This window comes from Pseudomonas endophytica (assembly GCF_001411475.1).
Lineage (GTDB): Bacteria > Pseudomonadota > Gammaproteobacteria > Pseudomonadales > Pseudomonadaceae > Aquipseudomonas > Aquipseudomonas endophytica.
This window is the reverse complement of record NZ_LLWH01000207.1, coordinates 1-23,733: the sequence shown is the minus strand read 5'-3', so window position 1 is coordinate 23,733 and position 23,733 is coordinate 1. Positions and strand designations below refer to the sequence as shown.

Annotated in this window: 22 protein-coding genes; 13 read left to right on the top strand and 9 right to left on the bottom strand. The window is 53.9% G+C overall.

Annotated elements, in window-relative coordinates:
- Positions 1-176: 176 nt before the first annotated feature.
- Complete coding sequence (locus tag AQS70_RS19190) at positions 177-1,403, bottom strand: molybdopterin molybdotransferase MoeA (RefSeq protein ID WP_055104322.1); 1,227 nt, start codon at positions 1,401-1,403, stop codon at positions 177-179.
- A complete protein-coding gene (moaB, locus tag AQS70_RS19185; RefSeq protein ID WP_055104321.1) occupies positions 1,387-1,926 on the bottom strand; it encodes a molybdenum cofactor biosynthesis protein B in 540 nt (179 codons plus the stop codon). Before moaB ends, AQS70_RS19190 begins: the two co-directional genes overlap by 17 nt.
- A 77-nt stretch (positions 1,927-2,003) precedes the next feature.
- On the opposite strand from moaB, the gene mobA reads away from it, so the two are divergent.
- The gene (mobA, locus tag AQS70_RS19180; protein WP_055104325.1) at positions 2,004-2,573 is read left to right on the top strand and encodes a molybdenum cofactor guanylyltransferase MobA; all 570 of its coding nucleotides are present in this window, start codon (positions 2,004-2,006) and stop codon (positions 2,571-2,573) included.
- 103 nt (positions 2,574-2,676) lie between these two features.
- A complete protein-coding gene (locus AQS70_RS19175; RefSeq protein ID WP_055104320.1) occupies positions 2,677-2,898 on the top strand; it encodes a YgdI/YgdR family lipoprotein in 222 nt (73 codons plus the stop codon).
- A 65-nt stretch (positions 2,899-2,963) separates the two neighbouring features.
- Here the strand turns inward: AQS70_RS19175 and AQS70_RS19170 are convergent, their stop codons facing one another.
- The gene (locus tag AQS70_RS19170; RefSeq protein WP_055104319.1) at positions 2,964-3,854 is read right to left on the bottom strand and encodes a pseudouridine synthase; all 891 of its coding nucleotides are present in this window, start codon (positions 3,852-3,854) and stop codon (positions 2,964-2,966) included.
- 56 nt (positions 3,855-3,910) lie between these two features.
- Positions 3,911-4,150, bottom strand: a complete 240-nt coding sequence (locus AQS70_RS19165; protein WP_055104318.1) for a glutaredoxin family protein — start codon at positions 4,148-4,150, stop codon at positions 3,911-3,913.
- A gap of 283 nt (positions 4,151-4,433) precedes the next feature.
- Here AQS70_RS19165 and AQS70_RS19160 point away from each other — a divergent pair, with 283 nt between their 5' ends.
- The 7 genes from AQS70_RS19160 to AQS70_RS19130 all read left to right on the top strand — a co-directional run bounded on the left by AQS70_RS19160 (position 4,434) and on the right by AQS70_RS19130 (position 14,779).
- Complete coding sequence (locus AQS70_RS19160; protein ID WP_055104317.1) at positions 4,434-4,748, top strand: ElaB/YgaM/YqjD family protein; 315 nt, start codon at positions 4,434-4,436, stop codon at positions 4,746-4,748.
- 1 nt (position 4,749) lies between these two features.
- The gene (locus AQS70_RS19155) at positions 4,750-5,127 is read left to right on the top strand and encodes a phage holin family protein (RefSeq protein WP_055104316.1); all 378 of its coding nucleotides are present in this window, start codon (positions 4,750-4,752) and stop codon (positions 5,125-5,127) included.
- Positions 5,124-5,465, top strand: a complete 342-nt coding sequence (locus tag AQS70_RS19150) for a hypothetical protein (protein ID WP_055104315.1) — start codon at positions 5,124-5,126, stop codon at positions 5,463-5,465. Before AQS70_RS19155 ends, AQS70_RS19150 begins: the two co-directional genes overlap by 4 nt.
- A 193-nt stretch (positions 5,466-5,658) precedes the next feature.
- Entirely contained in the window at positions 5,659-6,990 is a 1,332-nt protein-coding gene (locus tag AQS70_RS19145; RefSeq protein WP_055104324.1) for a deoxyguanosinetriphosphate triphosphohydrolase, read from the top strand.
- A gap of 481 nt (positions 6,991-7,471) precedes the next feature.
- Positions 7,472-8,098: a response regulator transcription factor gene (locus AQS70_RS19140; RefSeq protein WP_055104314.1), complete on the top strand. Its 627-nt coding sequence runs from the start codon at positions 7,472-7,474 to the stop codon at positions 8,096-8,098.
- Positions 8,099-8,106: 8 nt separating this feature from the next.
- Positions 8,107-11,730, top strand: coding sequence for a transporter substrate-binding domain-containing protein (locus AQS70_RS19135; RefSeq protein ID WP_055104313.1), 3,624 nt, complete (start codon positions 8,107-8,109; stop codon positions 11,728-11,730).
- A gap of 97 nt (positions 11,731-11,827) precedes the next feature.
- Positions 11,828-14,779 carry an HD domain-containing phosphohydrolase gene (locus tag AQS70_RS19130; RefSeq protein ID WP_055104312.1) on the top strand — a complete coding sequence of 984 codons (2,952 nt, stop codon included), beginning with the start codon at positions 11,828-11,830 and terminating at the stop codon, positions 14,777-14,779.
- 16 nt (positions 14,780-14,795) lie between these two features.
- Here the strand turns inward: AQS70_RS19130 and AQS70_RS19125 are convergent, their stop codons facing one another.
- Together AQS70_RS19125 and AQS70_RS19120 are read right to left on the bottom strand one after the other, a co-directional pair.
- Positions 14,796-15,278: a GAF domain-containing protein gene (locus AQS70_RS19125; RefSeq protein WP_055104311.1), complete on the bottom strand. Its 483-nt coding sequence runs from the start codon at positions 15,276-15,278 to the stop codon at positions 14,796-14,798.
- A complete protein-coding gene (locus AQS70_RS19120; RefSeq protein ID WP_055104310.1) occupies positions 15,271-16,164 on the bottom strand; it encodes an ATP-binding protein in 894 nt (297 codons plus the stop codon). Before AQS70_RS19120 ends, AQS70_RS19125 begins: the two co-directional genes overlap by 8 nt.
- Positions 16,165-16,337: 173 nt before the next feature.
- On the opposite strand from AQS70_RS19120, the gene AQS70_RS19115 reads away from it, so the two are divergent.
- Complete coding sequence (locus AQS70_RS19115; RefSeq protein WP_055104309.1) at positions 16,338-18,659, top strand: hybrid sensor histidine kinase/response regulator; 2,322 nt, start codon at positions 16,338-16,340, stop codon at positions 18,657-18,659.
- A 15-nt stretch (positions 18,660-18,674) separates the two neighbouring features.
- Here AQS70_RS19115 and AQS70_RS19110 read toward each other — a convergent pair whose 3' ends face one another.
- Both AQS70_RS19110 and msrB read right to left on the bottom strand, forming a co-directional pair.
- A complete protein-coding gene (locus AQS70_RS19110) occupies positions 18,675-19,157 on the bottom strand; it encodes a glutathione peroxidase (RefSeq protein WP_055104308.1) in 483 nt (160 codons plus the stop codon).
- A gap of 31 nt (positions 19,158-19,188) precedes the next feature.
- Positions 19,189-19,584: a peptide-methionine (R)-S-oxide reductase MsrB gene (msrB, locus tag AQS70_RS19105; RefSeq protein WP_055104307.1), complete on the bottom strand. Its 396-nt coding sequence runs from the start codon at positions 19,582-19,584 to the stop codon at positions 19,189-19,191.
- Positions 19,585-19,796: 212 nt separating this feature from the next.
- Here msrB and AQS70_RS19100 point away from each other — a divergent pair, with 212 nt between their 5' ends.
- The 3 genes from AQS70_RS19100 to AQS70_RS19090 all read left to right on the top strand — a co-directional run bounded on the left by AQS70_RS19100 (position 19,797) and on the right by AQS70_RS19090 (position 23,171).
- Positions 19,797-21,008, top strand: a complete 1,212-nt coding sequence (locus AQS70_RS19100) for a pyridoxal phosphate-dependent aminotransferase (protein WP_055104306.1) — start codon at positions 19,797-19,799, stop codon at positions 21,006-21,008.
- Positions 21,009-21,321: 313 nt separating this feature from the next.
- A complete protein-coding gene (gene htpX / locus AQS70_RS19095; protein ID WP_055104305.1) occupies positions 21,322-22,209 on the top strand; it encodes a protease HtpX in 888 nt (295 codons plus the stop codon).
- 194 nt (positions 22,210-22,403) lie between these two features.
- Positions 22,404-23,171 carry a DODA-type extradiol aromatic ring-opening family dioxygenase gene (locus tag AQS70_RS19090; protein ID WP_055104323.1) on the top strand — a complete coding sequence of 256 codons (768 nt, stop codon included), beginning with the start codon at positions 22,404-22,406 and terminating at the stop codon, positions 23,169-23,171.
- A 260-nt stretch (positions 23,172-23,431) separates the two neighbouring features.
- Here AQS70_RS19090 and AQS70_RS19085 read toward each other — a convergent pair.
- Positions 23,432-23,733 (bottom strand): DbpA RNA binding domain-containing protein (locus tag AQS70_RS19085; RefSeq protein ID WP_187331828.1); only part of this gene is annotated, 302 nt, incomplete at its 5' end.

Sequence of the window (23,733 nt, the reverse complement as noted above, 5' to 3'; positions counted from 1 at the left end):
ATCAAACTGACGCTCAACAACCTAAGCCCTGTGGAGTACAGGACCCGGGCTGCGCAGATTGCTAGCTAACCTGTCCAACTTTTGGGGGGCAGTCCAAAAGCGTAGGAGCTGCCGCAGGCTGCGATCTTTTATAAAATCAACAGATCGCAGCCTGCGGCAGCTCCGGGTTAGTGAAATTAACCCAACACTTCACTCAACGGAATAAACCCCACCCAGTCGCCTTCGGTAAGGGTGCTTCCTTCAAGCACCTCGACCAACCCTTCGGCCCATGCGGCGCTGCGCAAAACACCTGAGCTCTGGTTTTTGTAGATCACTGCCCGACCTTGATCCAGACGCCCGCGCAGGTATTCACGGCGATTACCCGGTTTGGCCCAGATAAACCCAGCAGGCACTTGAAACTTCAACGGTTCAACCGCTTGTACACCCTGACGACGCAGCAAGTAAGGCCGGGCCAGCAACGCAAAAGTGACGAGGGTCGAAGCAGGATTACCCGGCAACCCAATGACCGGGACACCACGATAATGGCCGAAGATCAGAGGTTTTCCGGGTTTGATTGCCAGTTTCCACAAGGCTAATTCGCCCGCCTCGCGCAAAGCAATTCCGAGAAAATCTGCCTCCCCCACTGATACACCACCCGTGGACAGAATCAGATCAACCGCCCCCAGCTCGGCTAAACGTCGGCGGGTAGTCGGTAGATCATCGGGCAAAATACCGGCATCGACCACCTCGCAGCCCAATCGCTTTAGCCAACTGCACAACAGCACGCGATTACTGTTGTAAATCTGCCCCGGCCCCAACGACTCGCCCGGCTCAATTAGTTCATCGCCAGTGGACAGCACAGCCACCTTAACCCGACGAATCACGTTCAGCGTGGCGCACCCCAAGGACGCGGCCAGCCCCTGCTCTATGGGGCCGATGCGCGTACCGGCAGGCAATACAGTTTCACCTACCTTGGTCTCCTGCCCTTGTGGGCGGATGTTCTGCCCTTCACGTAATGCTTGGACGAAGATCACGCGTTCATCCGCTTGGACTTGCGCGTTTTCCTGCATTTCGACGCAATTGGCACCCGCTGGGATCGGTGCACCTGTGAATATGCGAGCGCAAGTGCCAGGCATTAAAGGCTCGGGCGCTTGCCCGGCAAAAATTCGCTGGCTGACAGGCAGCGGTTCGCCCGACCAGTCCGCCAAGTTGAACGCGTAACCATCCATAGCGCTGTTGGGCCACGGCGGCAGGTCAAGACTGGCAACTAGATCATCGGCCAGCACCCGCCCCTCGCTTGCGGCCAACAGCACCGATTCGCTGTCACGGATCGGCGCGGCCGCGGCCAGCGCCAACAATTGCTCCAGCGCCACTTCTACGGGCATCAACTCGCCCGTTCGCCCCGGCTTAGCCACGGGTTTCACAGGCCGCAGCCTGCTTCAAGTGCGCAACAAAGTTGCAAGGGCGATGGCGAGCATCCAGTTGCTCGGCCAAGATACCGTCCCAGCCCGTGCGTACGGCGCTGGTCGAGCCCGGCAAGCAGCACACCAGCGTACCGTTAGATAGCCCCGCTAAGGCGCGTGACTGCACGGTAGAAGTCCCAATATCGGCTACCGATATCTGGCGGAACAATTCACCAAAGCCATCGACCTTTTTATCGAGCAAGCAGCTCACCGCCTCAGGCGTGCTGTCTCGGCCGGTAAAGCCAGTGCCGCCAGTAATCAGTACCACCTGCACTTCATCATCGGCGATCCAAGTAGCGACCTGGGCACGAATTTTATAGAGGTCATCTTTAAGCAAAACGCGCGCCGCCAAGTGATGCCCAGCCTCGCTCAAACGGTCGACAAAGACTTGCCCGGAGGTGTCGGTTTCTAGGGTACGGGTATCGCTGACGGTCAACACCGCAATGTTCAAAGGGACGAAAGGAGCATCAACCTTGGCTTTCATAAACGGGGTCCAGTTGTAGGAAAAACGGTCCGATGTTATATCACGCTCTCATTTATCTGGCTGAGCGGAGTCAAAGCATGCAGCCTTTACCCAGCTCCATCTTGCTCTTGGCGGGTGGCCGAGGCCAACGCATGGGCGGTCAGGACAAAGGCTTGGTGATGTGGCGTGACAAGCCCTTGATTGCTTATGTGCAGCAGGTAGCTCGACCGCTGACCGATGATCTGATTATTTCCTGCAACCGCAACCATGCGCGTTACGCCGCGTATGCCGATCACGTCGTGAGCGATGGCAACCACGATTTCGATGGGCCGTTGGCAGGCATTCGTGCGGGCCTGGCGGTGGCTCGGCATTCACACATGCTGGTGCTGCCGTGTGATGTGCCGCGAGTGGATGACGACCTGCTCACCACCCTGCTTAATGCTGCCGCTCTCACCCCGGAGCAACCGATCATGCTGCGTCAGGGCGAACAGTGGGAGCCTTTGTTCTGTGTCATTCCCACTGAATTAGCACCGGCCTTTGAAGCGGCTTGGCACGCGGGGGAGCGCAGCCCACGTGAAATCATGCTCAAGCTCAATACGCGTGCCGTTAGCTGCGCCGAGAATGATGTACGACTGAGCAACTTCAACTGCGCAGACTTACTCATATAAGCTAACGTGCTGTCCTGATGTTCCTAACCAAGGAACTTGCTGACGATGTGTACGTCATACGGACAGTGATTACTAACAGCTCTTCTATTTTCTGGAGATAAACATGACTCATCGGACTCTGGCCGCTCTTATGCTCACTGCTGGCCTGGCCGCCCTCGCTGGCTGCTCTTCGCCAAGCGTGATCACCCTCAATGACGGCCGTGAAATTCAGACAGTCGACACCCCTGACTACGATTCTTCGTCAGGCTTCTACCAGTTCAAACAGCTGGACGGTAAAGAAACCCGCATCAATAAAGATCAGGTGCGTACCGTTAAAGAGCTATAAGCCTTGGCGTGTAAGCGTTAAAAAACAAAACCCGCCCTGTGCGGGTTTTGTTTTGGGTCGGCGCGTCACCAGTCCAGGTGTATACCGCTCTCGAACACTCGCTCTTCGCCCGTCAACGGATCAGCAAAGCGTAGGCCTTGAGCCAGCAGCTTCAGTGGCTTTGCGTAATCGTCAACCGCGTCTTTGATCACGTCGGGATAGAACGGATCGTTGCAAATCCCTGCGCCCAACGCCGCCATGTGCACGCGCAATTGGTGTTTTTTGCCCGTGACCGGGTACAAGCCGTAGCGCCACAAGTCGCCATTCTTCTCACACACCTCAACACGGGTTTCGGTATTACTCGCGCCCGACCCTTCCTGCATCCGAAAAAAAGGCTCGCCCTGAACCAAACGGCTTTTGTGCACACGCGGCAATTCAAGCTCTGGTAAGGCCCGGGCAATAGCTTCGTAGCGTTTTTCAATTTTCCGCGTAGGAAATAACGACTGATATGCCGAACGGCTGGTCGGGTTAGCAGAGAACAACACCAACCCCGCGGTGTGCCGGTCAATGCGATGCAGCGGCACCAGATGCGGGTTATCCAATGTGCGAATCAAGCGCCGCAACAAGGTCTGGTCAACGTACTCGCCTGCTGGCGTCACGGGCAGAAAATGCGGTTTGTCGGCCACCACCAAATGCTCATCGGCATACAAGATAGTTTCTTGCACCGGAATCGGTGTTTCGTTGGGCACCTCGCGAAAGTAGTGAATGCGCAGCCCCTCTTTGTAGGCTAGCTGCGGGCTGATCGGCACACCGTGGGCGTCCAGCACGCGGCCGCGGGTAATTCGATCCAGCCATTGTTCACGACTGATGGCGCGAAAATGCTCACATAAGCAATCAAGCACCGTCTGCCAATGGCCCGGCGGCAAAAACAAAGTGCTGGCTTGGTGTTCGGCGGCGTTGAAAAGCGGGGTCGACATAAAACACTCTGGGCAAGAAAAGCAGCCCGCGATTATCGCGCACAGAGCGCCGCAAGCTACAACAGAAAATGGTTCACCTGCTCTGTATCAAAAGGCCAGTCCAGCTCATCGCCCGTATCGACTCGGTGCAATACCGGAATTCGCAACCCGTAAGCCTCAACCATCGCCTCACTGTCGGCGATATCAACTAACTCAACCAGCAAGCCCTGTTCGAGAACAAAAGGCATCACCACCTTTTCGGCTTCTTCGCACAAATGGCAACCCAAGGTGCCGAACAACTGACATTCGGGGAGCATGATCTATCACCTGAGTGCAAGGGCGTTCAGTTTAAAAGCCTTGCTCTGGTACGTCGACCCGACTGCGGATACTGCTGCACCCGTACTTTACGCAGGGACTTGGTTTTACCCGTACAGGCCTATGATTTAAGGTAAGGTTTGCTTTCGTTTGTACTCAACCCGTCTAGTCTCCATATTCCAGAGTAAAAGGTGTTCAGTACTTTGATCTGTTGCGAAGAAAAGTACTGAACCTTCAGCGAATGCCTACACTCGAACCCTTTAGAAGCCACCCACGGAGTTAATCATGGCCCGCAAAACTGCAAAGAACGCTCAAGAAATCCTCAAAGCCGATCTTCAAGCCTTGGTCAGCGACACTGAACGACTGCTGGAGCACAGTGCCTCTTTGGCTGGCGAGCAAGCAGAGGAACTGCGCGCGCAAATCAAACTACGCCTGCTCAAGGCCCGCGAGTCTCTGGAGCAGACTAAAGAATCGTTGCAGATACGTGGCGAAGCTGCCGTGATTGCGACTGAAGACTATGTCCAAGCAAACCCATGGCAATCAGTTGGTATTGCTGCCGGGGTAGGCTTTCTAATTGGCCTGCTGGCCACCCGGCGCTGATATGACAAACGAAGAATCCGGCTCCCCTCGTTCCTCACCGCGGCGCTTGGGTGCCGCGTTTCTGGGTCTTTTGCACAGCCACGTCGAGTTGCTGGGCATTGAGCTGCAAGAGCAAAAAGCACGTACCGTCAGCCTGTTGCTTTTTGCTGGGCTGGCATTGGTGTTCGCGCTGTTATTACTGATTGGCCTGTCGGCACTGATATTGATCGTGCTATGGGACAGTTACCGTTTGCCTGGCATTATTGGGCTCTGCGTTTTTTACACGCTAGCGGCAGCTTTCTGTGGTTTGCGTCTTAAAGCTGCGGTGTTCGATGAGTCCTCTCCTTTCAACGCCACGCTTGAAGAGCTGGCCAAAGACCGCGAGCGATTGATGCCATGAATCAATCTGAAATGCCGCATAAGGCTTCACGTCGTGAAATGCGCAAGCTGTTGATCCGCTTGCGCATGGAAATGCACCGTCAAGAAATCCGACATGAGTCGCAACAGTTGCTGGCACCTTTGCACAAAATGCGCGGAGTGACCACCAACTGGAAAGAGCACCTAGGGATCAAACACGCACCGTTGTGGGGTGTGGCGGCTGTGACCTTGCTAGGCTTTTTGACGGGCAAAGGGACTAAAAGCAAAGGCGCTGGGGGAGTGTCCCGTTTAATCGGGCTCACCACCGGGCTGATACCGCTGATCAAGCTGGTCATTCAGGGTTCATCGCGTAAGCCGTGAATCCTCAGCCGCTGCCACGCGTTGCCACTTGGCAAGATGTGGCAGCGCTTTTGTTTTTTACCTGTGGGCCGCGCGACACGCGGCTAACCCGCCCAGCGCAGTGCTACTCCTCATCTCAGGTACGTCTTACTCCTTGCACCCACGGGCATGAAGCGAGAAGCTGCGCTTTCAGTCATTGATGGAGCGCTGCGCCTTGGATTGGCAAACCCTGCTTAACCGCGAACGTCTCGGAAAACCTCATTACAGCCCCGAAGAACTCGGGCGCAGTCCCTTCCATAAAGATCACGACCGGATCATCTTTTCGGGTGCCTTTCGCCGTCTAGGGCGAAAAACTCAAGTACACCCCGTCAGCAGTAACGATCATATTCACACCCGACTCACGCATTCGCTTGAAGTCAGTTGCGTCGGCCGTTCTTTGGGCATGCGTGTCGGCGAAACCATCCGCAGCGCTCTGCCCGAATGGTGCGACCCCTCTGATCTGGGCATGGTGGTGCAATCGGCCTGCTTGGCCCATGACATCGGTAACCCGCCCTTTGGCCACTCTGGTGAAGATGCTATTCGCCATTGGTTCCAACAGGCTGCGAGCAAGGGCTGGCTGGACGACATGAGCGAAGCCGAGCGCAATGACTTTTTGAACTTTGAGGGTAACGCCCAAGGTTTTAGGGTGCTGACGCAGCTTGAATACCATCAGTTCGATGGGGGAACGCGGTTAACCCACGCCACGCTCGGCACCTTTCTCAAATACCCGTGGACCGCTAAGCATGCGGACTCTCTGGGGTACAAAAAGCACAAGTTCGGCTGCTATCAAAGCGAATTGCACTTACTTGAGAGCATTGCCCACAAGCTGGGTCTGCCGCAAATCGAAGATCAACGCTGGGCACGTCATCCATTGGTGTATCTGATGGAAGCCGCTGATGACATCTGCTACGCGTTGATTGATCTTGAAGACGGTCTTGAGATGGACCTGCTGCAATACGCTGAAGTCGAATCTTTACTGTTGAATCTAGTAGGTGATGATTTGCCCGAGACTTATCGGCAGCTCGGCCCACTGGACTCTGAGCGTCGTAAACTGGCGATTTTGCGTGGCAAGGCGATTGAACACCTAACCAATGCCGCCGCCCGAGCGTTTGTCGAACAGCAAAGTGCATTGCTGGCCGGTACATTGCCAGCGGACCTTGTGGAACACATGCACGGCACAGCCAAGCGTTGCGTACTGGACGCTAAAAACATGGCACGCCAAAAAATCTTTCAGGACAAACGCAAAACCCTTCACGAAATCGGGGCCTATACCACGCTCGAAATTCTCCTGAACGCCTTTTGCGGGGCAGCATTGGAGCAACATAGGCAGAGGAGCTTATCGTTCAAAAACCGGCGCATTCTCGATTTGCTCGGCAATAATGCTCCGCACCCGCACTGGCCATTGCATCGTTCGTTCATGCGCATTATCGACTTCATTGCTGGCATGACCGACAGCTATGCCACTGAAATGGCAAGGGAAATGACCGGACGTTCAAGCCCAGTCTGAGGTATGTCCTCCTGAGGTGTGCATAGGGTTTAACAAGGCGAAACCTTGTGAAAACCCTGTCGCCGCTTATGCATTAAGCCCCCTCTACGGTCTATGTAAGTGCCTAGATGTATCGCAAGGTAGGTACACAGCCTGTCTACGCCGTCTATTCCTATGACACTAAACACTTCAACTTAAACATCAAAGACATTCAATCGAATACTCGCACCCACCCAAAAGTTCACGCAATAAAAACGGAATTGAATGTAGGAAAAGTCTTAATTTCAATTGGACTTATTAAACGCACTATTCTCAAAACATCCATCAAACGATTCAGCACGATATTAAATAGCCTCTAACCCTCAAACAATTCGTGAGCCCGCGCCTTATTTAATGTAGGAATATTCCCATACTACGTTTGTAGGCTTATCACTTCGTGCCCCCGTTCATATATCTGAGCTAAGGTGCGCGCTTTCTATGCAGCTCTTTATGGGAATTTAATATGAACACCATTTTTATAGTCGACGACCATCCAGTAATCCGACTGGCTATTCGTATGTTGTTAGAGCATGAAGGTTATGAAATAGTCGGTGAAACCGACAATGGCGTAGATGCTATGCAAATGATTCGCGAATGTGTCCCTGACCTGATCATTCTCGATATCAGCATTCCAAAACTCGACGGACTGGAAGTACTGGCGCGATTTAATGCAATGAACTCAACCCTCAAAACCCTCGTTTTAACGGCCCAGTCACCGGCCCTTTTTGCCATGCGCTGCATGCAGTCAGGTGCCGCGGGGTATGTGTGCAAACAAGAAGAACTAAGCGAACTTGTCAGCGCAATAAAAGCTGTATTCTCTGGGTACAATTACTTTCCGAGCCAAGCATTGACTCCTGAGTGCCTTGAAGGTGAAAACTCTTCAGAGCTTGAGCTTTTCAAATTAGTCAACGACCGTGAACTCATGGTTTTGAAGCTCTTCGCTCAGGGCAAAACAAACAAGGAGATCGCCACCGGTATGTTTCTAAGTAATAAAACTGTGAGCACTTATAAAAAACGGCTCATGCAAAAACTTAAAGCCAGTTCATTGGTCGACCTTATCGAACTGGCAAAACGTAACGCCTTAGTGTGAGAAACAGGATGCCCACGCGGTTAACTTATTACCTTTCTTTGCTCGCAGGACTCATTCTGTGTGCACCCGTGTATGCCGAATTACCGAGGACTGAAAGCTTTTCCCTGCTCAGCCGTTCGGGCACCTATCACATGGAAGTCCCCCTGGATAAACAACAACGCTATTGGCTTCAAGAGAAACGTGAATTATTACTGGGGGCTTCCGCCCCCGACTATCCACCGTTTGACATGACCGTCAGCGGTCAAGAGTACGAAGGTCTTACCGCTGATTACGCAGGCATCCTCGCTAAGGCGCTTAACGTATCAATCAAAGTTAAGCGCTTCCCTTCTCGAGCGGCAGCCATCCAGGCATTAGAGAACGGCAGTATCGACGTGCTAGGCACGTCCAATGGTTTTGAAGCGGCCAATAAACGTTTGCTGCTATCAACCCCCTACGCCATCGACCAACCGGTACTGGTGACTCGTGAGAGAGAGACCCGCTCTCTCTCTGACGGCCTAGCCGGCTTGCGCTTAAGCATGGTTTACCATTATTTGCCGCTGGATGAGGTCAAGGCGCTCTACCCCACAGCCATCATCCAGTCTTACCCTTCATACCAAAATGCCATTAATTCAGTAGCATTTGACCAGGCCGATGTGTTTCTGGGGGACACCATTTCCACCCATTACATGATCAACAAGGGGTATTTGAAGAATATAAAAATGGCCAATTTCGGCAAACATGAAGCTCAAGGCTTCAGTTTTGCCGTACGCCACGACAATCAACAACTGTTAAACATCATCAACGCTACCTTAAGGGCCGTACCGAATACGGAGCGAGAGAGTATCTCCACGCGTTGGAGTGCCGGTAGCAACCTGTTACTGACCGATCAAAAACTGCAGCTCACAGATCGCGAAGAACGCTGGTTGATTAAACACCCGGTGGTCAATGTGGTGGTCAGTGAAACATTGGCGCCACTCACGTTTTTTGACGCAGATGGTAATTTCCGAGGTATTACCGCTGATCTCTTAGAAGTGATCCGCCTACGCACTGGATTACGTTTCGAGATCCAGCGCGAACGCAGCCTCGGCACCATGATGAAGATGATCGAACAGCACGATACCGACATCATTTCAGCCATCAGCCCATCCACCTCACGAGAAAACTTACTGGCCTTCAGCCGCCCCTATCTCGAGAACTCATTTGTATTGCTCAGCCTCAAGGGCCCCGAGCAACCTTCGAGCTTAGAGCTACTCGCCGGTAAACGCTTGGCCTTGACCCGAGGCAACCCGCTAACCGAGTACCTGCGCAGCAAATACCCGCAGATACAACTGGTCGAAACGGACGACATTTACCAAGCCACCGAATTGCTGGCCGAAGGCAAAGTAGAAGGCGCGGTCAATACGCTGGTCATTGCCAACTACTTGCTCGCCTCGCAACTGTTTCAAGATCGACTGCAGATCAGCACAACCCTGGGCACGGAGCCCGCAACGTTCTCCTTGGCGACAGCTAGGGACGCCACCGAACTGGGTTCAATTCTCAACAAAGCCTTACTGAGCATTGGCCCGGACGAGCTAGGAGTCATTAACAGCCGCTGGCGCGGCTATGTGCCTGCCTCCGACAGTTACTGGCGCAATTACCATCGCCTGATTTACCAAATCATTATTGGCACCAGCTTGATGCTACTGCTGTCATTAGCCTGGAATGCGTACATGCGGCGCCAGATCAACCATCGAAAAAAAGCCGAACGTGCGCTCAGCGATCAGGTCGAGTTCATGAGTGCGTTGGTCAATGGCACACCGCATCCTATTTATGTGCGTGATCGCGCTGGCGTACTGCAAACCTGCAATGACAGCTACTTACAGGTGTTTTCAGCTAGACGCGAAGACGTCATCAACAAAACCGTGATGCAAACCCAAAATATCCTCAACAACGAATATGAAGCCCAGGACTACGAAGCTGACTACCAGCGTGTCATGCGCGAAGGCACTCCGCTGATCATTGATCGCCCTCTGCACATCGGTGGCAAAACCCAGACCATCTACCACTGGATCCTGCCCTACAGAGACTCATTGGGTGAAGTTCAAGGCATTATCGGCGGCTGGATTGATATCAGTGACCGGCGCCGCTTGATGGATGAACTGCGCTCCGCAAAAGAGCTAGCAGATGATGCCAACCGGGCCAAAAGCACCTTTCTGGCGACCATGAGTCATGAGATCCGCACACCGATGAATGCTGTCATCGGGATGCTTGAGCTGACATTGAAGCGCGCCGATCAAGGCCAACTGGATCGCCCATCGATCGAGGTCGCCTATAACTCGGCCAAAGACCTGCTGGAGTTGATCGGAGACATTCTGGACATCGCTCGCATCGAGTCCGGGCGGCTCAACCTGAGTTCTGAGCGGGTTAATCTGCGTGAGCTGGCCAATTCAGTGGTACGGGTATTTGATGGCCTAGCCCGACAAAAAAGCCTGAACTTAGTACTGATCTTTAACCCCGAGTGGCAAGCCCCCGACGTCGTGATTGACCCTCTGCGCTTCAAACAAATCATGACCAACCTAGTCAGCAATGCAATCAAGTTCACCGACCGCGGCCAAGTCACACTTGAGCTGAACATGCTGCCCACCGACATTGCGGATCAGGTTGAGCTTCAACTGAGCGTGACCGACACCGGTATTGGCATCAGCGCCCATGATCAAGCGCGTTTGTTTGAGCCCTTCGCTCAAGCAGAAAACAGTGGGCAGTTGGCACTCAGCGGCGCGGGCTTGGGGCTGGTGATTTGCCGCAGTCTGTGCCAAATGATGGGCGGCACCCTTAACCTGAAAAGCCAGCCAAACGTCGGCACCCAAATTCACATCACACTGACCGTTCAAACCCTAGAGCCTTGCGTCGAAACCGTCGCAAGGGAGCCCGTCATTTCGCCTGCAGCCCGGCAATTGAACGTGTTGGTGGTCGATGACCATCCGGCTAATCGCTTACTGATGTGCCAGCAGTTGAGCTTTCTGGGCCACCATTTCACTACTGCTAACCATGGCGTGGTTGGGCTGGAGCTGTGGATAGACGGCGCATTCGATCTGGTGATTACTGACTGCAACATGCCCCATATGAATGGCTACGATTTGACCCATGCCATCAGAGAGCGTGAACAGGCGTCACACCGCGAGCCTTGCACCATCCTGGGTTTTACCGCAAACGCTCAACCCGAGGAACGCCAGCGCTGCATTGACGCAGGCATGAATGACTGCCTGTTCAAGCCCATCAGTTTGACGCTGTTGAGCCAGCGTTTGACTGAACTTGAGCCGCCGCGCTGCACAGCTAGCGTCTTCAATATCGACAGCCTTTACTCGCTCTCAGGCCGCGATGATCAAAGGATTAAGCTGTTGCTCGAAGAACTTGTGCGCAGCAACCGCATAGACCTCAAGGCACTAAGCGAACTGCATGTTAACGATGGCATAGAAGCCTTTGCCGATATTGCTCACAGGATCAAAGGCGCGGCGCGCATCGTTGGAGCCTTCCAACTGATCACACACTGTGAGCAGCTCGAACAGGCTAGCCAAGCGACGCTCCAAGGTCGCTGTGATGATGTGCAGCGAGCCATGCAGGCACTTGAACAGGCATTGCTGCACGAACTGGCCCAACGGACCACGCCCAACTGAATATTTAATTTGCACCAAGTGGCCAATCTCAAGGCAGATTGGCCACCGCTTACTATGCTTACAGGCACCAGCACCCCGATACTTGCGGAGACGTGTCATGCCTTTCAGCGTACCCGCGAATAAGCGTCAGTTCCCGCTGCATATCCACATCAGCGCGGTAATCACTTTACTGCTGGTACTGATGGGCGTTGCCTTGGGTGTTTTCAATTACCGACAGAACACTCGCATCATCCTCGATAGCAGCCAGAAACTGTTCAACCAAATCGAGCATGATGTGCAACTGGACTTGCTGAACACCTACCAGCCACTGCGAAACACCTTGAACTTGCTCGCACGCAACCCGGCGGTGCAAGCCGGCCAGTTTGAATCGCGAATGGAACTACTGCCCACTTTCGCACAAGCCTTGGATGACAACCCCGCGTTGTCAGCGCTATACATGGGGGACAGCCAAGGTAACTTTTTTCAGGTCCGCCCTTTACGCACTGAAGCGATCAAGAAACGTCAAAAAGCACCTGCACAAGCCGCCTATGAAGTCTGGTCTGTTCAACGCTCTGGCCAGGCCCAAGGTGCGGTGTCGAGTAAGCTTTTTTTCGATCAGGCACTGACGTTGCTAACCCAACGCAGCGTTCTTAATAGCAGCTATGACCCGCGTGATCGCAGTTGGTTTATCCCACTCCATAGCAATATTGATCAGTCCACCACGAGCCCCTACCTGTTTTTCTCAACAGAAGAAGTCGGGACAACACTGTCCAAACGCAGTTCAGCGAAAACAGTGATCGCCGCCGACCTGACCCTATCTGAACTCTCCCGCACGCTTTCCAAACACTTGATTACCCCTAACACGCAGATCGTTTTGTTCGATAACAGCGGGCAAGCAGTGGCCTACCCTGACGCTAGCAAGTTGCTGACAGGTGCAAGCACCACGCAATTGCCCAACGTCACCACCCTCCACCCCGCGCTCGACCGGCTAATCAACCAAGGTGCAGACGCTAGCCATCACCTTGATGATGGACAGCGCCAGTGGGTCGTCTCATTGGCCAATGTGGACGATGGCGGCGCCAACGGGCTGCGATTAGCGTTGATGGTGCCTGAAGATGAACTACTGGCTGATGTTTATCGACTGCGCTGGGAGGGTGCATTGGTGGCGCTGGCGATGTTGCTTTTATGCCTCCCTCTGGGTTGGCTGACGTCGCGGCTGCTGGTGAAACCGTTAAAAGGCTTAGTACAAGAGGCGAACGCCATCCGCAGTTTCGACTTCAATTACCCGGTGCAGCAACAATCGCCGGTGCTGGAGATCGACCAACTGGCCACGTCCATGCGACGCATGAAAGAAACCCTCGCAAGCTTCTTTGAAATTACTGCCAGTCTCTCGGCGCATACCCGTTTTGAGCCATTACTACAGTCTGTACTGGTTGAAATGATCAACATTGGTCAAGCTCAAGCGGGGCTCATCTACCTCACTGAAAATGACAATACAAACCTGCAACTTAAAGGTCTGATCATCAATGACCAACCACGTGCGCTGAGTCTCTTGGCGCATGGCGTAGTCAACCCGCAGGGCGATCATGCTCCGCTGTGGCTGCGGACGCTCAGCGAAGGCCAAGACAGCGTAGTCTGCTTACTCGACCTCGAACAAGCAGGCGAACTGGCACCGGTTATGCGCGAGCTAGACAGCCAAAGCATCCATTTGATCGGTATTCGCTTGCACAACCGCCATCGTGAAACGGTGGGAGTGCTAGCCTTGATCCTTAACAACAGCGACGCCGCCCCCCATCAGGAGCCCCTCAGCGCAGAGCGCATTGCCTTTATCAAAGCCGTCTCTGGGGCAGCGGCAGTGTCGATTGAAAGTCAGCATCTGCAAGAGCGTCAGAAACAATTACTGAACGCCTTTATTCAACTGCTAGCAGGGGCCATCGACGCCAAAAGCCCGTACACCGGCGGTCATTGCCAACGGGTGCCTGAATTGACCTTTATGCTGGCCAGGGCCGCGCAACAGAGTCAGGCGCCGCAATTTGCCGACTACAACCCTAGCGATGAAGAGTGGGAAGCCTTGCAGATTGCGGCCTGGCTACACGACTGCGGCAAAGTCACGACCCCCGAATACGTGGTCGATAAAGCCACCAAGCTTGAAACCTTATACGACCGCATCCACGAAATTCGCACCCGATTTGAGGTGCTTAAGCGCGATGCGTGGATCACTTACTGGAAAGCCCTGGCACAGGGTGGAAACGATCAACAGCTGACTGAACAGCGTGATGCCCGATTGGCAACGCTGGATGACGACTTTGCCTTTGTCGCCCGCAGCAATGTGGGCGGCGAAGCCATGGCAGAAGCTGATTTAGAGCGTTTAAACCATATTGCCCAGCACACTTGGAGCCGTACGCTGGATGATCGCTTGGGCGTTTCTTGGGAGGAAAACAAACGTCAGGAAACCCGCCAAGAACAGAGCTTACCGGTGACCGAGAGGCTACTGGCGGACAAGCCTGAGCATTTGTTCATGCGCCACGAGTCCGAGTTGATCGCCAGTGATAATCCGTGGGGGTTCAAGCTGGACGTACCGCCCTACAAGTTCAATCGCGGCGAGCTTTACAACCTGAGCATCACCCGCGGGACGCTGACCAGCGAAGAGCGTTACATCATTAACAATCACATTGTCCAAACCATCCTGATGCTCAGCAGCCTGCCCTTCCCCAGTTACTTGGGCAACATTGCCGAAATAGCAGGCGGGCATCACGAGCGAATGGATGGCAAAGGTTATCCCAAACGCTTAAGCCGTGATGACATGAGCTTGGCGGCGCGAATGATGGCGATTGCCGATATTTTTGAAGCCCTGACCGCTTCGGACCGTCCTTACAAGCGAGGCAAAAGCCTAAATGAAGCGCTAACGATCATGGCGAGCATGTCCCGCGACGGGCATATTGATCCGTCCTTGTTCGAACTATTTATGCGCGAGCAAGTGTTCATGCAGTATGCCCGTCAGTTCCTTGAGCCCCAGCAAATAGACGCGTTCGACATTGACGCGCTGTTGCTCAAGGCGGGCATTAACTGATGCAATCAAATGCCGATCAACACTCGCTCAAGCGCAAGAAAATTGCCGCTAACGCTTCAATGCCTTGTTGATCCTGCTCAGTGAATCGACCGATGCTCGGGCTGTCCAGATCCAGCACGCCAATCAGGCGACCGTTCTTGATCAACGGTACGACCAGCTCACTGTTAGAAGCACTGTCACAGGCGATATGCCCGGCAAACGCGTGCACATCTTCAACCCGCTGAGTTTGCCGACTGGCCGCTGCGGCACCACACACCCCGCGCCCAAACGGAATCCGCACACAGGCGATCTGCCCCTGGAACGGTCCCAATACTAGCTCTTCATTGCGATTAAGATAAAAACCGGCCCAATTCAGGTCTTCAAGCTGGTTAAACAGAAATGCGGAAAACTGTGAGGCATTAGCAATAAAGTCCCGCTCATCAGCCAGTAACGACTCCAACTGCGCCTTTAGTAAGGCGTAACCTTCTAGGCCAGCGCCTGTGGCGTTTAAATCAATCATTCGTCTGCTCCAACAATTTCAATCCTACCCAGTAGCGCGCGAACTGATACGCACAACGGCCATTACGATTGCCACGCCCGGTTGCCCAGCGCACAGCCAAAATATCCAGCGCCTGATCGCGTTGCCATTGCAGCCCGGCCTTACTGGCCAACACGCTTATCCAGTGTTCAACCACGCTCAGGTAATGTTCTTGGGTAAACGGATAGAACGACAGCCAGAGCCCGAAACGATCGGACAAGGCAATTTTGTCTTCAACCGCCTCATTGGGGTGAAGCTCGCCGTCAACGTTCTTCCAGTTCTCGTTATCGCTTTCTTTTTCAGGCACTAAATGCCGACGGTTCGACGTGGCGTAGAGTAAGACGTTATCCGGTGCTTGCTCCAGTGAGCCATCCAATACGCTTTTCAGTACTCGGTAATCACTCTCACCTGCCTCAAAAGACAAGTCATCGCAAAACAGTACAAAACGATGTGGCACGTTTTGTAACTGCTCAACCACACGCGGCAGATCTGCCAGATGATCACGTTCGATCTCAATCAATCGCAAACCTGCGCTCGCGTACTCGGCTAGCAAGGCGCGGATCAGCGAAGACTTGCCAGTACCACGTGAACCCCACAACAAGGCATGGTTAGCTGGCAAACCGTCAAGAAACTGTTTGGTATTACGACCCAATTGATCGCGCTGGTTATCGACGCCGATCAGATCAGACAGGCGCATCTCAAGGCTGACGTCCAACGCCAACAAATGCCCCGAGCGCCCATCCCGCTGCCATCGCGCTGCCAGGCAGGTATCCCAGTCGATTGCCTGTCGAGGTGCGGGTAACAACGGTTCAAGACGAGCAAGAACGGCTTCTGCCCGCTCCAGAAAAGCATTCAATTTAGAATCCATAGTCTCTCCACATACTGATGCGCAGGGGGGCGCGCAATCTAGGGGCCGTTGATGTTTCATTCGTGTTGTAAGACATATCGGTTATATAAAAAACCGTTCGTCTGCCAACAAGTCGCCTTACACATCGACTATTCTGGCGGGCGGTAAGGGAATGGAAACAGGTGCAGCTCCCCATGGACATAAAATTCACCCATCGCCTGTCTTTCAAGCAAGCAAGGCTGACAGTGCTGGTCGGTTTTGCTCTGGGGACGATACTGAGCCTGGTGCAAATCGGCATCGATTATGCCAGTGAAAACGCTGCCATCAACCGAGAAATCCAATCCCTGCTGGACATCAGCCACAATCCGGCATCGCGCATTGCCTACAACCTCGACACAGAACTCGCTCAAGAGCTGGCCATGGGCCTGCTGCGTTCGCCTGCCATTACCGGGGCGCAAATCAGCGACAACGACAAAAACACCCTTGCGTCTGTTCGGGACTCACCTGAAGTCGGACGCTATCGCGCCCTGAGTGACTTTCTATTTGGTGAGACACGCAATTTTGATGACCGGCTTTTTTTCAACCACCTACCCGAGCAAAGCGTGGGTGAACTGCATCTTGAAGTAGACACGTATCCATTTGGCGCACGTTTTTTACAGCGCGCCGAAGTGACGTTACTCAGTGGCTTTGTGCGCAGTTTTTTACTGACCTTTCTTTTGCTGGGGCTGTTTTACATCATGCTGACCCGGCCGCTCGTACGCGTCATTCGCGAGCTAAGTAACAGCAAACCCGGCGACCCAAACCCCTCACGCATCCAATGTCCTCCCGGTCATAAAGACGATGAAATTGGTGTATTGGTTGATGCCGCTAACCAGCAATTCGATGCTGTTGCCAGAGAAATCGAGCAACGTCGTGCGGCGGAAAATCGCCTGACCGAGTATTTAGCGCAATTGGAGAACATCGTTTCGGCTCGTACTCAAGAGCTTAAGGCGATTAACACCCGGCTGAGCCAGTCCAATCAAGAGCTGGAAGTCGCCCGTAGGACTGCTCTAGAAATGGCTCAAGCCCGTTCTGCCTTTCTGGCCAACATGAGCCACGAAATACGCACCCCTCTGAACGGTTTACTGGGCATGCTCGCGTTGAGTCTGGACAGCCCGCTGAATGCCGAACAGCACCAGCAACTGTCGATTGCCCACGACTCAGGCAAAGTGCTGGTCGAATTACTGAATGACATCCTCGACTTATCCAAATTCGATGCTGGGCAGCTGGAGCTGGAACATATTGCATTCGACCTCAGCACGCTGATCGAAGACACCGCCAAATTGCTCTCGCAGAATGCGGCCCCTAACGTGGAACTGACCTGCCTGATCGACCCCGCTTTCCCGGCACTGGTATTGGGCGATCCGACCCGTGTTCGGCAAATCGTCAGTAACTTGTTATCCAATGCACTCAAATTCACCCGTTTTGGTCGTGTCGATGTGCGTTTGAGCCTGCAAGAAAATCGGGTGCGCATTGAAGTCTGTGACACTGGAATCGGCATCGCAGAAGAGGCCCAAGCTAGAATTTTCCGCCCCTTCACCCAAGCGGGGGCAGGCATCACCCGCCAATTCGGCGGCACTGGGCTGGGGCTAGCCCTGACGCGCAGCCTATGTGAAGTCATGCAAGGGCAATTGACCATCCATTCTAAAATTGGCTACGGCAGTCAGTTTTGCGCCGAGCTGCCTCTGCCCTGCCACACCCCGGCCATCGCCTATAAACCGCTCTGCGGGCGAGTCATTGCCGTAAGCGCATCAAGCAGTGGCCTCAGCGAATTACTCAGTCACTATTTACCGCTCTGGGGGCTGGAATATCAGCGTTATTCCCTCGGCCAATCCTTGGAAGGCGTCGAAACTCAGCTGCTGATTACCGATGACTCGGCGTGTTTGAGTGAGTTACGCCCGTCCATCAACGCGCCTATTTTGCTGGTCACAGCTTATGGCAACTTTATGCCCAGCGACCAAGTCGACACCCTTGCCCCGTTGCAGCAAAACGCGCGACCCCTGTCACGTCTCGCGCTATATCAATCCGTGCAGCTCTTATTGCAAAAAAACGATGACGAAAGTCCAAGCCCCCCTATTGATAACGTGCAGGTCTTGCTTCGCGCACGCATTCTTTTGGTCGAAGACAACCCGGTCAATCAGTTGGTGGCCAAAGGGATGCTCAGCAAATTAGGCTGTGAAATAGTGACCGCCGCGCACGGTGGCGAGGCACTGAGGCAACTGGAGCGCGGCGATTTTGATTTGGTGCTAATGGATTGCAACATGCCCGTGATGGACGGCTATGAAACCACTCGGCAGATTCGCCAACACAGCCGCTGGCAACATTTACCCATCGTGGCCCTGACCGCCAATGCCATGCCGGATGAACGCGAGCGTTGCCGTGCAGCCGGGATGGATGACTACCTAGCAAAACCCTTTCGACGTGAGGAGCTGGCAGCGCTGCTGGAGAGCTGGGTGGCTAAAAAATATACGTCGTAAATCTGAGCGAGCGTGTCACTTCAGCCACTTCTCGATTTCTGCTTTCAAGGCATGAGGCTTGGTGGCCGGGGCATAACGTTTGACCTTGCCGCCTGGGCTTATCAGAAACTTGGTGAAGTTCCATTTGATCCGCTCAGTGCCCAAGAACCCCGGCGCGCGCTTTTTCAGCTCAACGTACAACGGGTGCGTATCGCTCCCATTCACCTCGATCTTTTTGAACAGCGGGAAAGTCACGCCAAAATTCAACTCACAAAACTCAGAAATCGCTGCTTCATCCCCCGGCTCCTGCTTGCCGAACTGGTTGCACGGGAAGCCAAGGACCACCAACCCTTGATCCTTGTAGCGCTTCCACAGGGCTTCCAGCGCTTTGTATTGCGGGGTAAAGCCACACTTGCTGGCCGTGTTAACCACCAGCACGACCTTACCCGAGTAATCCGCCAAGGTTTTTTGCTCACCGCTGAGGGTGGTGCAAGGAATTGTGAGCAGCTTGTCAGTCATGGCGCGATCTCGCAAAAGAGCGTAATGGGCGTTAGGTGCGAGGAACCAAGTCCAGACACACCGAGTTGATGCAATAGCGCAGACCGGTTGGTGGCGGACCATCAGGAAATACATGGCCCAAATGCGCGTCACACTTGGCGCACACCACCTCTGTGCGGATCATGCCGTGGCTAATGTCCCGGATTTCTACCATCGCACCCTCACCAATTGGCTCATAAAAACTCGGCCAACCGCACCCGGAATCAAACTTGGCGCGCGAATCAAACAACGGCTCATTGCAGCAAATGCAGTGATAAACGCCATCGGTTTTGGTGCCGTTGTACTTACCTGAAAACGGTCGCTCGGTGCCTTTCAGACGGCACACGTTGTACTGCTCTGGATCCAGCATAGCCTTCCATTCGTCTAGGGTTTTGCTCAACTTTTCCATGGTTATACCTCTGCAACTGAAAAACCCCGCCCAGTGGCTTTTCCGGGGGGCGGGTGGCACGTATGATTGCACCTCGTTATGCGCCAGTCTGGCACCCGCTCTATCTGCATTCAAACGGATTCTTGAAGCAAAGCGGTGTTCGCCAACGCAGAATTCACCAGTGCAGAGGTGACCACCTTGCCTGGATCGTTCATTTTCAGGATCCCATCGCCATGCAGGTCAGCAAATCAAACAAGCTCGCCAACGTCTGTTATGACATTCGCGGCCCAGTGCTCAAGCACGCCAAACGTCTGGAAGAGGAAGGCCAACGCATCCTCAAGCTGAATATCGGCAACCCGGCACCTTTTGGTTTTGAAGCGCCGGACGAGATCCTGCAAGACGTGATTCGTAATCTGCCAACCGCCCAAGGCTACAGCGACTCCAAAGGTTTGTTCAGCGCACGTAAGGCGGTGATGCAGTATTACCAGCAAAAGCAGGTTGAAGGGGTCGGCATTGAAGACGTCTATCTGGGCAACGGCGTGTCCGAACTGATCGTCATGTCGCTGCAAGCACTGCTAAACAATGGCGACGAAGTGCTGGTGCCAGCACCCGACTACCCTCTGTGGACGGCCGCAGTCACCTTGGCCGGTGGCCATCCGGTGCACTACCTGTGTGACGAGCAAGCCAACTGGTGGCCAGACCTTGAAGACATCAAGGCCAAGATCACCCCAAATACCAAAGCCATGGTCATCATCAACCCCAACAACCCGACGGGCGCGGTGTACTCCAAGGAAGTATTGCTAGGCATGCTTGAGCTGGCGCGCCAGCACAACCTGGTGGTGTTCTCGGACGAGATCTACGACAAAATCCTTTACGACGACGCTGTGCACATATGCACCGCTTCGCTGGCCCCAGACGTGCTTTGTCTGACCTTCAACGGTTTGTCCAAGTCGTACCGGGTGGCAGGCTTCCGTTCCGGCTGGATTGCAATCTCCGGCCCCAAGCATAACGCTCAAGGCTACATCGAAGGCATAGACATGCTGGCCAACATGCGTTTGTGCGCAAACGTACCCAGCCAACACGCCATTCAAACCGCACTCGGCGGTTACCAGAGTATCAATGACCTGATTCTGCCAAACGGCCGTTTACTCGAGCAGCGCAATCGCACTTGGGAGCTGCTTAACGACATCCCTGGCGTCAGTTGCGTGAAGCCGATGGGCGCGCTGTACGCCTTCCCGCGTATTGACCCGAAAGTGTGCCCGATCCTCAACGACGAAAAATTCGTTTTGGACCTGCTGCTCTCAGAGAAACTGCTAGTCGTACAAGGCACAGCGTTCAACTGGCCTTGGCCCGATCACTTCCGAGTGGTGACCCTACCTCGCGTTGATGAGCTGGACATGGCCATCGGGCGGATCGGTAATTTTCTGAAGACCTATCGTCAGTAATTTCCGAACATGCTGTGCGACAAATGAAAAGTCGCACAGCATGTGTCCACTGAAAGATTCTTCATCTGCTCGCTTTCGCGCCCCGCCCAACTCCTGACCCGCCCGCATAACTCTGCAAGGCCTTTAATTTACTGGCTTCGGGGCTATCTATAGCCTGAATAAAGCACCTGCTCTTGTTAGGAAATATCAGGCACAGCATTCGATTCGAGCTGTAGGACACAGTTTGAAATAGTCACCTAGTTGAATAGACCGAAGCAGCACCTTATATACCCGCATGCAGCAACACCTTTAAGACGAGGAGATTCTTACAACCATGATGCGCATTTTGCTGTTTTTGGCCACTAACCTGGCGGTCGTGCTGATTGCCAGCATCACCCTGAGCCTATTCGGCTTTAACGGGTTCATGGCGGCCAACGGGGTTGATCTGAACCTCAATCAGCTGTTGGTCTTCTGTGCGGTCTTTGGTTTTGCAGGGTCTTTGTTCTCGCTGTTCATCTCTAAATGGATGGCGAAAATGAGCACCAGCACCCAAGTGATCACTCAACCTCGTACCCGCCATGAACAATGGCTGATGCAAACCGTTGAACAATTGTCCCGCGAAGCTGGGATCAAAATGCCTGAAGTAGGGATATTCCCGGCTTACGAGGCCAACGCATTTGCTACTGGCTGGAATAAAAATGATGCCTTGGTTGCGGTCAGCCAAGGTTTGCTTGAGCGTTTTTCGCCCGATGAAGTGAAAGCCGTATTGGCCCACGAAATCGGTCACGTCGCCAATGGCGACATGGTGACCTTGGCCTTGGTGCAAGGCGTGGTTAACACCTTTGTGATGTTCTTTGCCCGTATCATCGGCAACTTTGTCGACAAAGTGATCTTTAAAAACGAAGAAGGCCGAGGCATTGCCTACTATGTCGCGACCATTTTCGCTGAACTGGTGCTGGGCTTCTTGGCGAGCGCCATCGTGATGTGGTTCTCACGTAGACGCGAATACCGGGCTGACGAAGCCGGTGCTCAGTTAGCCGGGACCTCAGCCATGATCAGCGCCTTGCAGCGCTTACGTTCAGAGCAAGGCTTGCCGGTGCACATGCCCGACACCTTGTCCGCCTTTGGTATTAACGGCGGCTTAAAGCAGGGTTTGGCGCGGATGTTTATGAGCCACCCGCCTCTGGAAGAGCGTATTGATGCACTGCGTCGTCGTGGCTAACCGCTAGGGCACGCACTAAAAGGGAGACTTCGGTCTCCCTTTTTTGTGTCTGGACGCTCCGTTCTGCACTGGATGGCCCGCTCCGTCTGCGCCTGACCCAACATTAAATTCGATCAATAAGCACTAGAACTTATATTGGATATAGATCAATGATCCGGTTAAAGATGGCTCATCTTAACCTTGAGGACCCCATGATGCTGCCCAGCCTATACATCTCTCACGGCTCTCCGATGCTGGCACTGGAACCCGGTGATAGCGGCCCGGCATTGAAGCGCCTAGCAGCGGAACTCGTAAAACCCACGGCCATCATCGTGGTTTCTGCTCACTGGGAAAGTACTGATCTGCGAGTCGCCAGCCATCGCGCGCCTGAAACCTGGCATGACTTCGGCGGCTTCCCACCCGAGTTGTTTGCCATGAAATACCCAGCGCCTGGCGACCCAGCGCTGGCCGCACGTATCGTGCAGCTGTTAGCAAAGCACGGTCTTCCTGCTCAATTGGATGCTCATCGCCCTTTCGACCATGGCGCCTGGGTGCCGTTGTCGCTGATGTACCCGGCTGCTGACATCCCGGTGGTGCAGATTTCACTGCCAACCCGGATAGGCCCTGTTGGCTTGAGTGAACTGGGCCAGGCACTGGCTGACTTGCGCAGCGAAGATATCTTGATTATTGGCTCAGGCAGCATCACTCACAACCTGCGTGAACTTGACTGGCAGGCAGGCCCAGAAAGCGTTGAACCTTGGGCCAAGGCGTTTCGTGGCTGGATGATCGAAAAACTGGCTGCTGGGGATGAAGACGCCCTGTTCCAGTACCGGCAACAAGCACCGTACGCGGTCAAAAATCACCCCAGCGATGAACACTTGTTACCGCTGTACGTTGCACGAGGTGCGGGCGGACGATTCAGCATCGCCCATCAGGGCTGGACCTTGGGCGCGCTAGGGATGGATATTTATCGGTTTGATTAAAACCCGTAACCCGTCCATGCGGTATTGCGATCAAAAGATCGCAGCCTTCGTTCCTCGACAGCTCCTACGCAATTGTAGCGTTCACTAAGTCCGTCAATGCACTGTAGGAGAGAGCTTGCTCGCGATCTTTTGATCTTATCTACCAAAAGATCGTAGCCATCGTTCCTCGATAGCGCCTACGGGGTTTCATCAAATGCCGGGCAAAAAAATCCCCGAACCAGTCGGGGATTTTTTTAGCGATTAATCACAACACGTCGTGATTAATCTTCGCGGTAGCGACGCAGCTTCAACTGCTTGCCAGCGACACGAGTGTCTTTAAGCTTGGCCAGCAGTTTTTCCAAGCCTTCTTCAGGCAGTTCTACCAAGCTGAAGCTATCACGCACTTGAATGCGACCGATGGCTTCACGCGCCAGGCCACCCTCGTTGAGAATAGCGCCCAGCAGGTTCTTGGCAGCGATACCATCACGCGCACCCAACGCGGTACGGCAACGAGCACGGCCTTCCGCCAATGGCGCCGGAGCACGACGCTCACGATCACCACGGTCTGGACGGTCGCCACTGC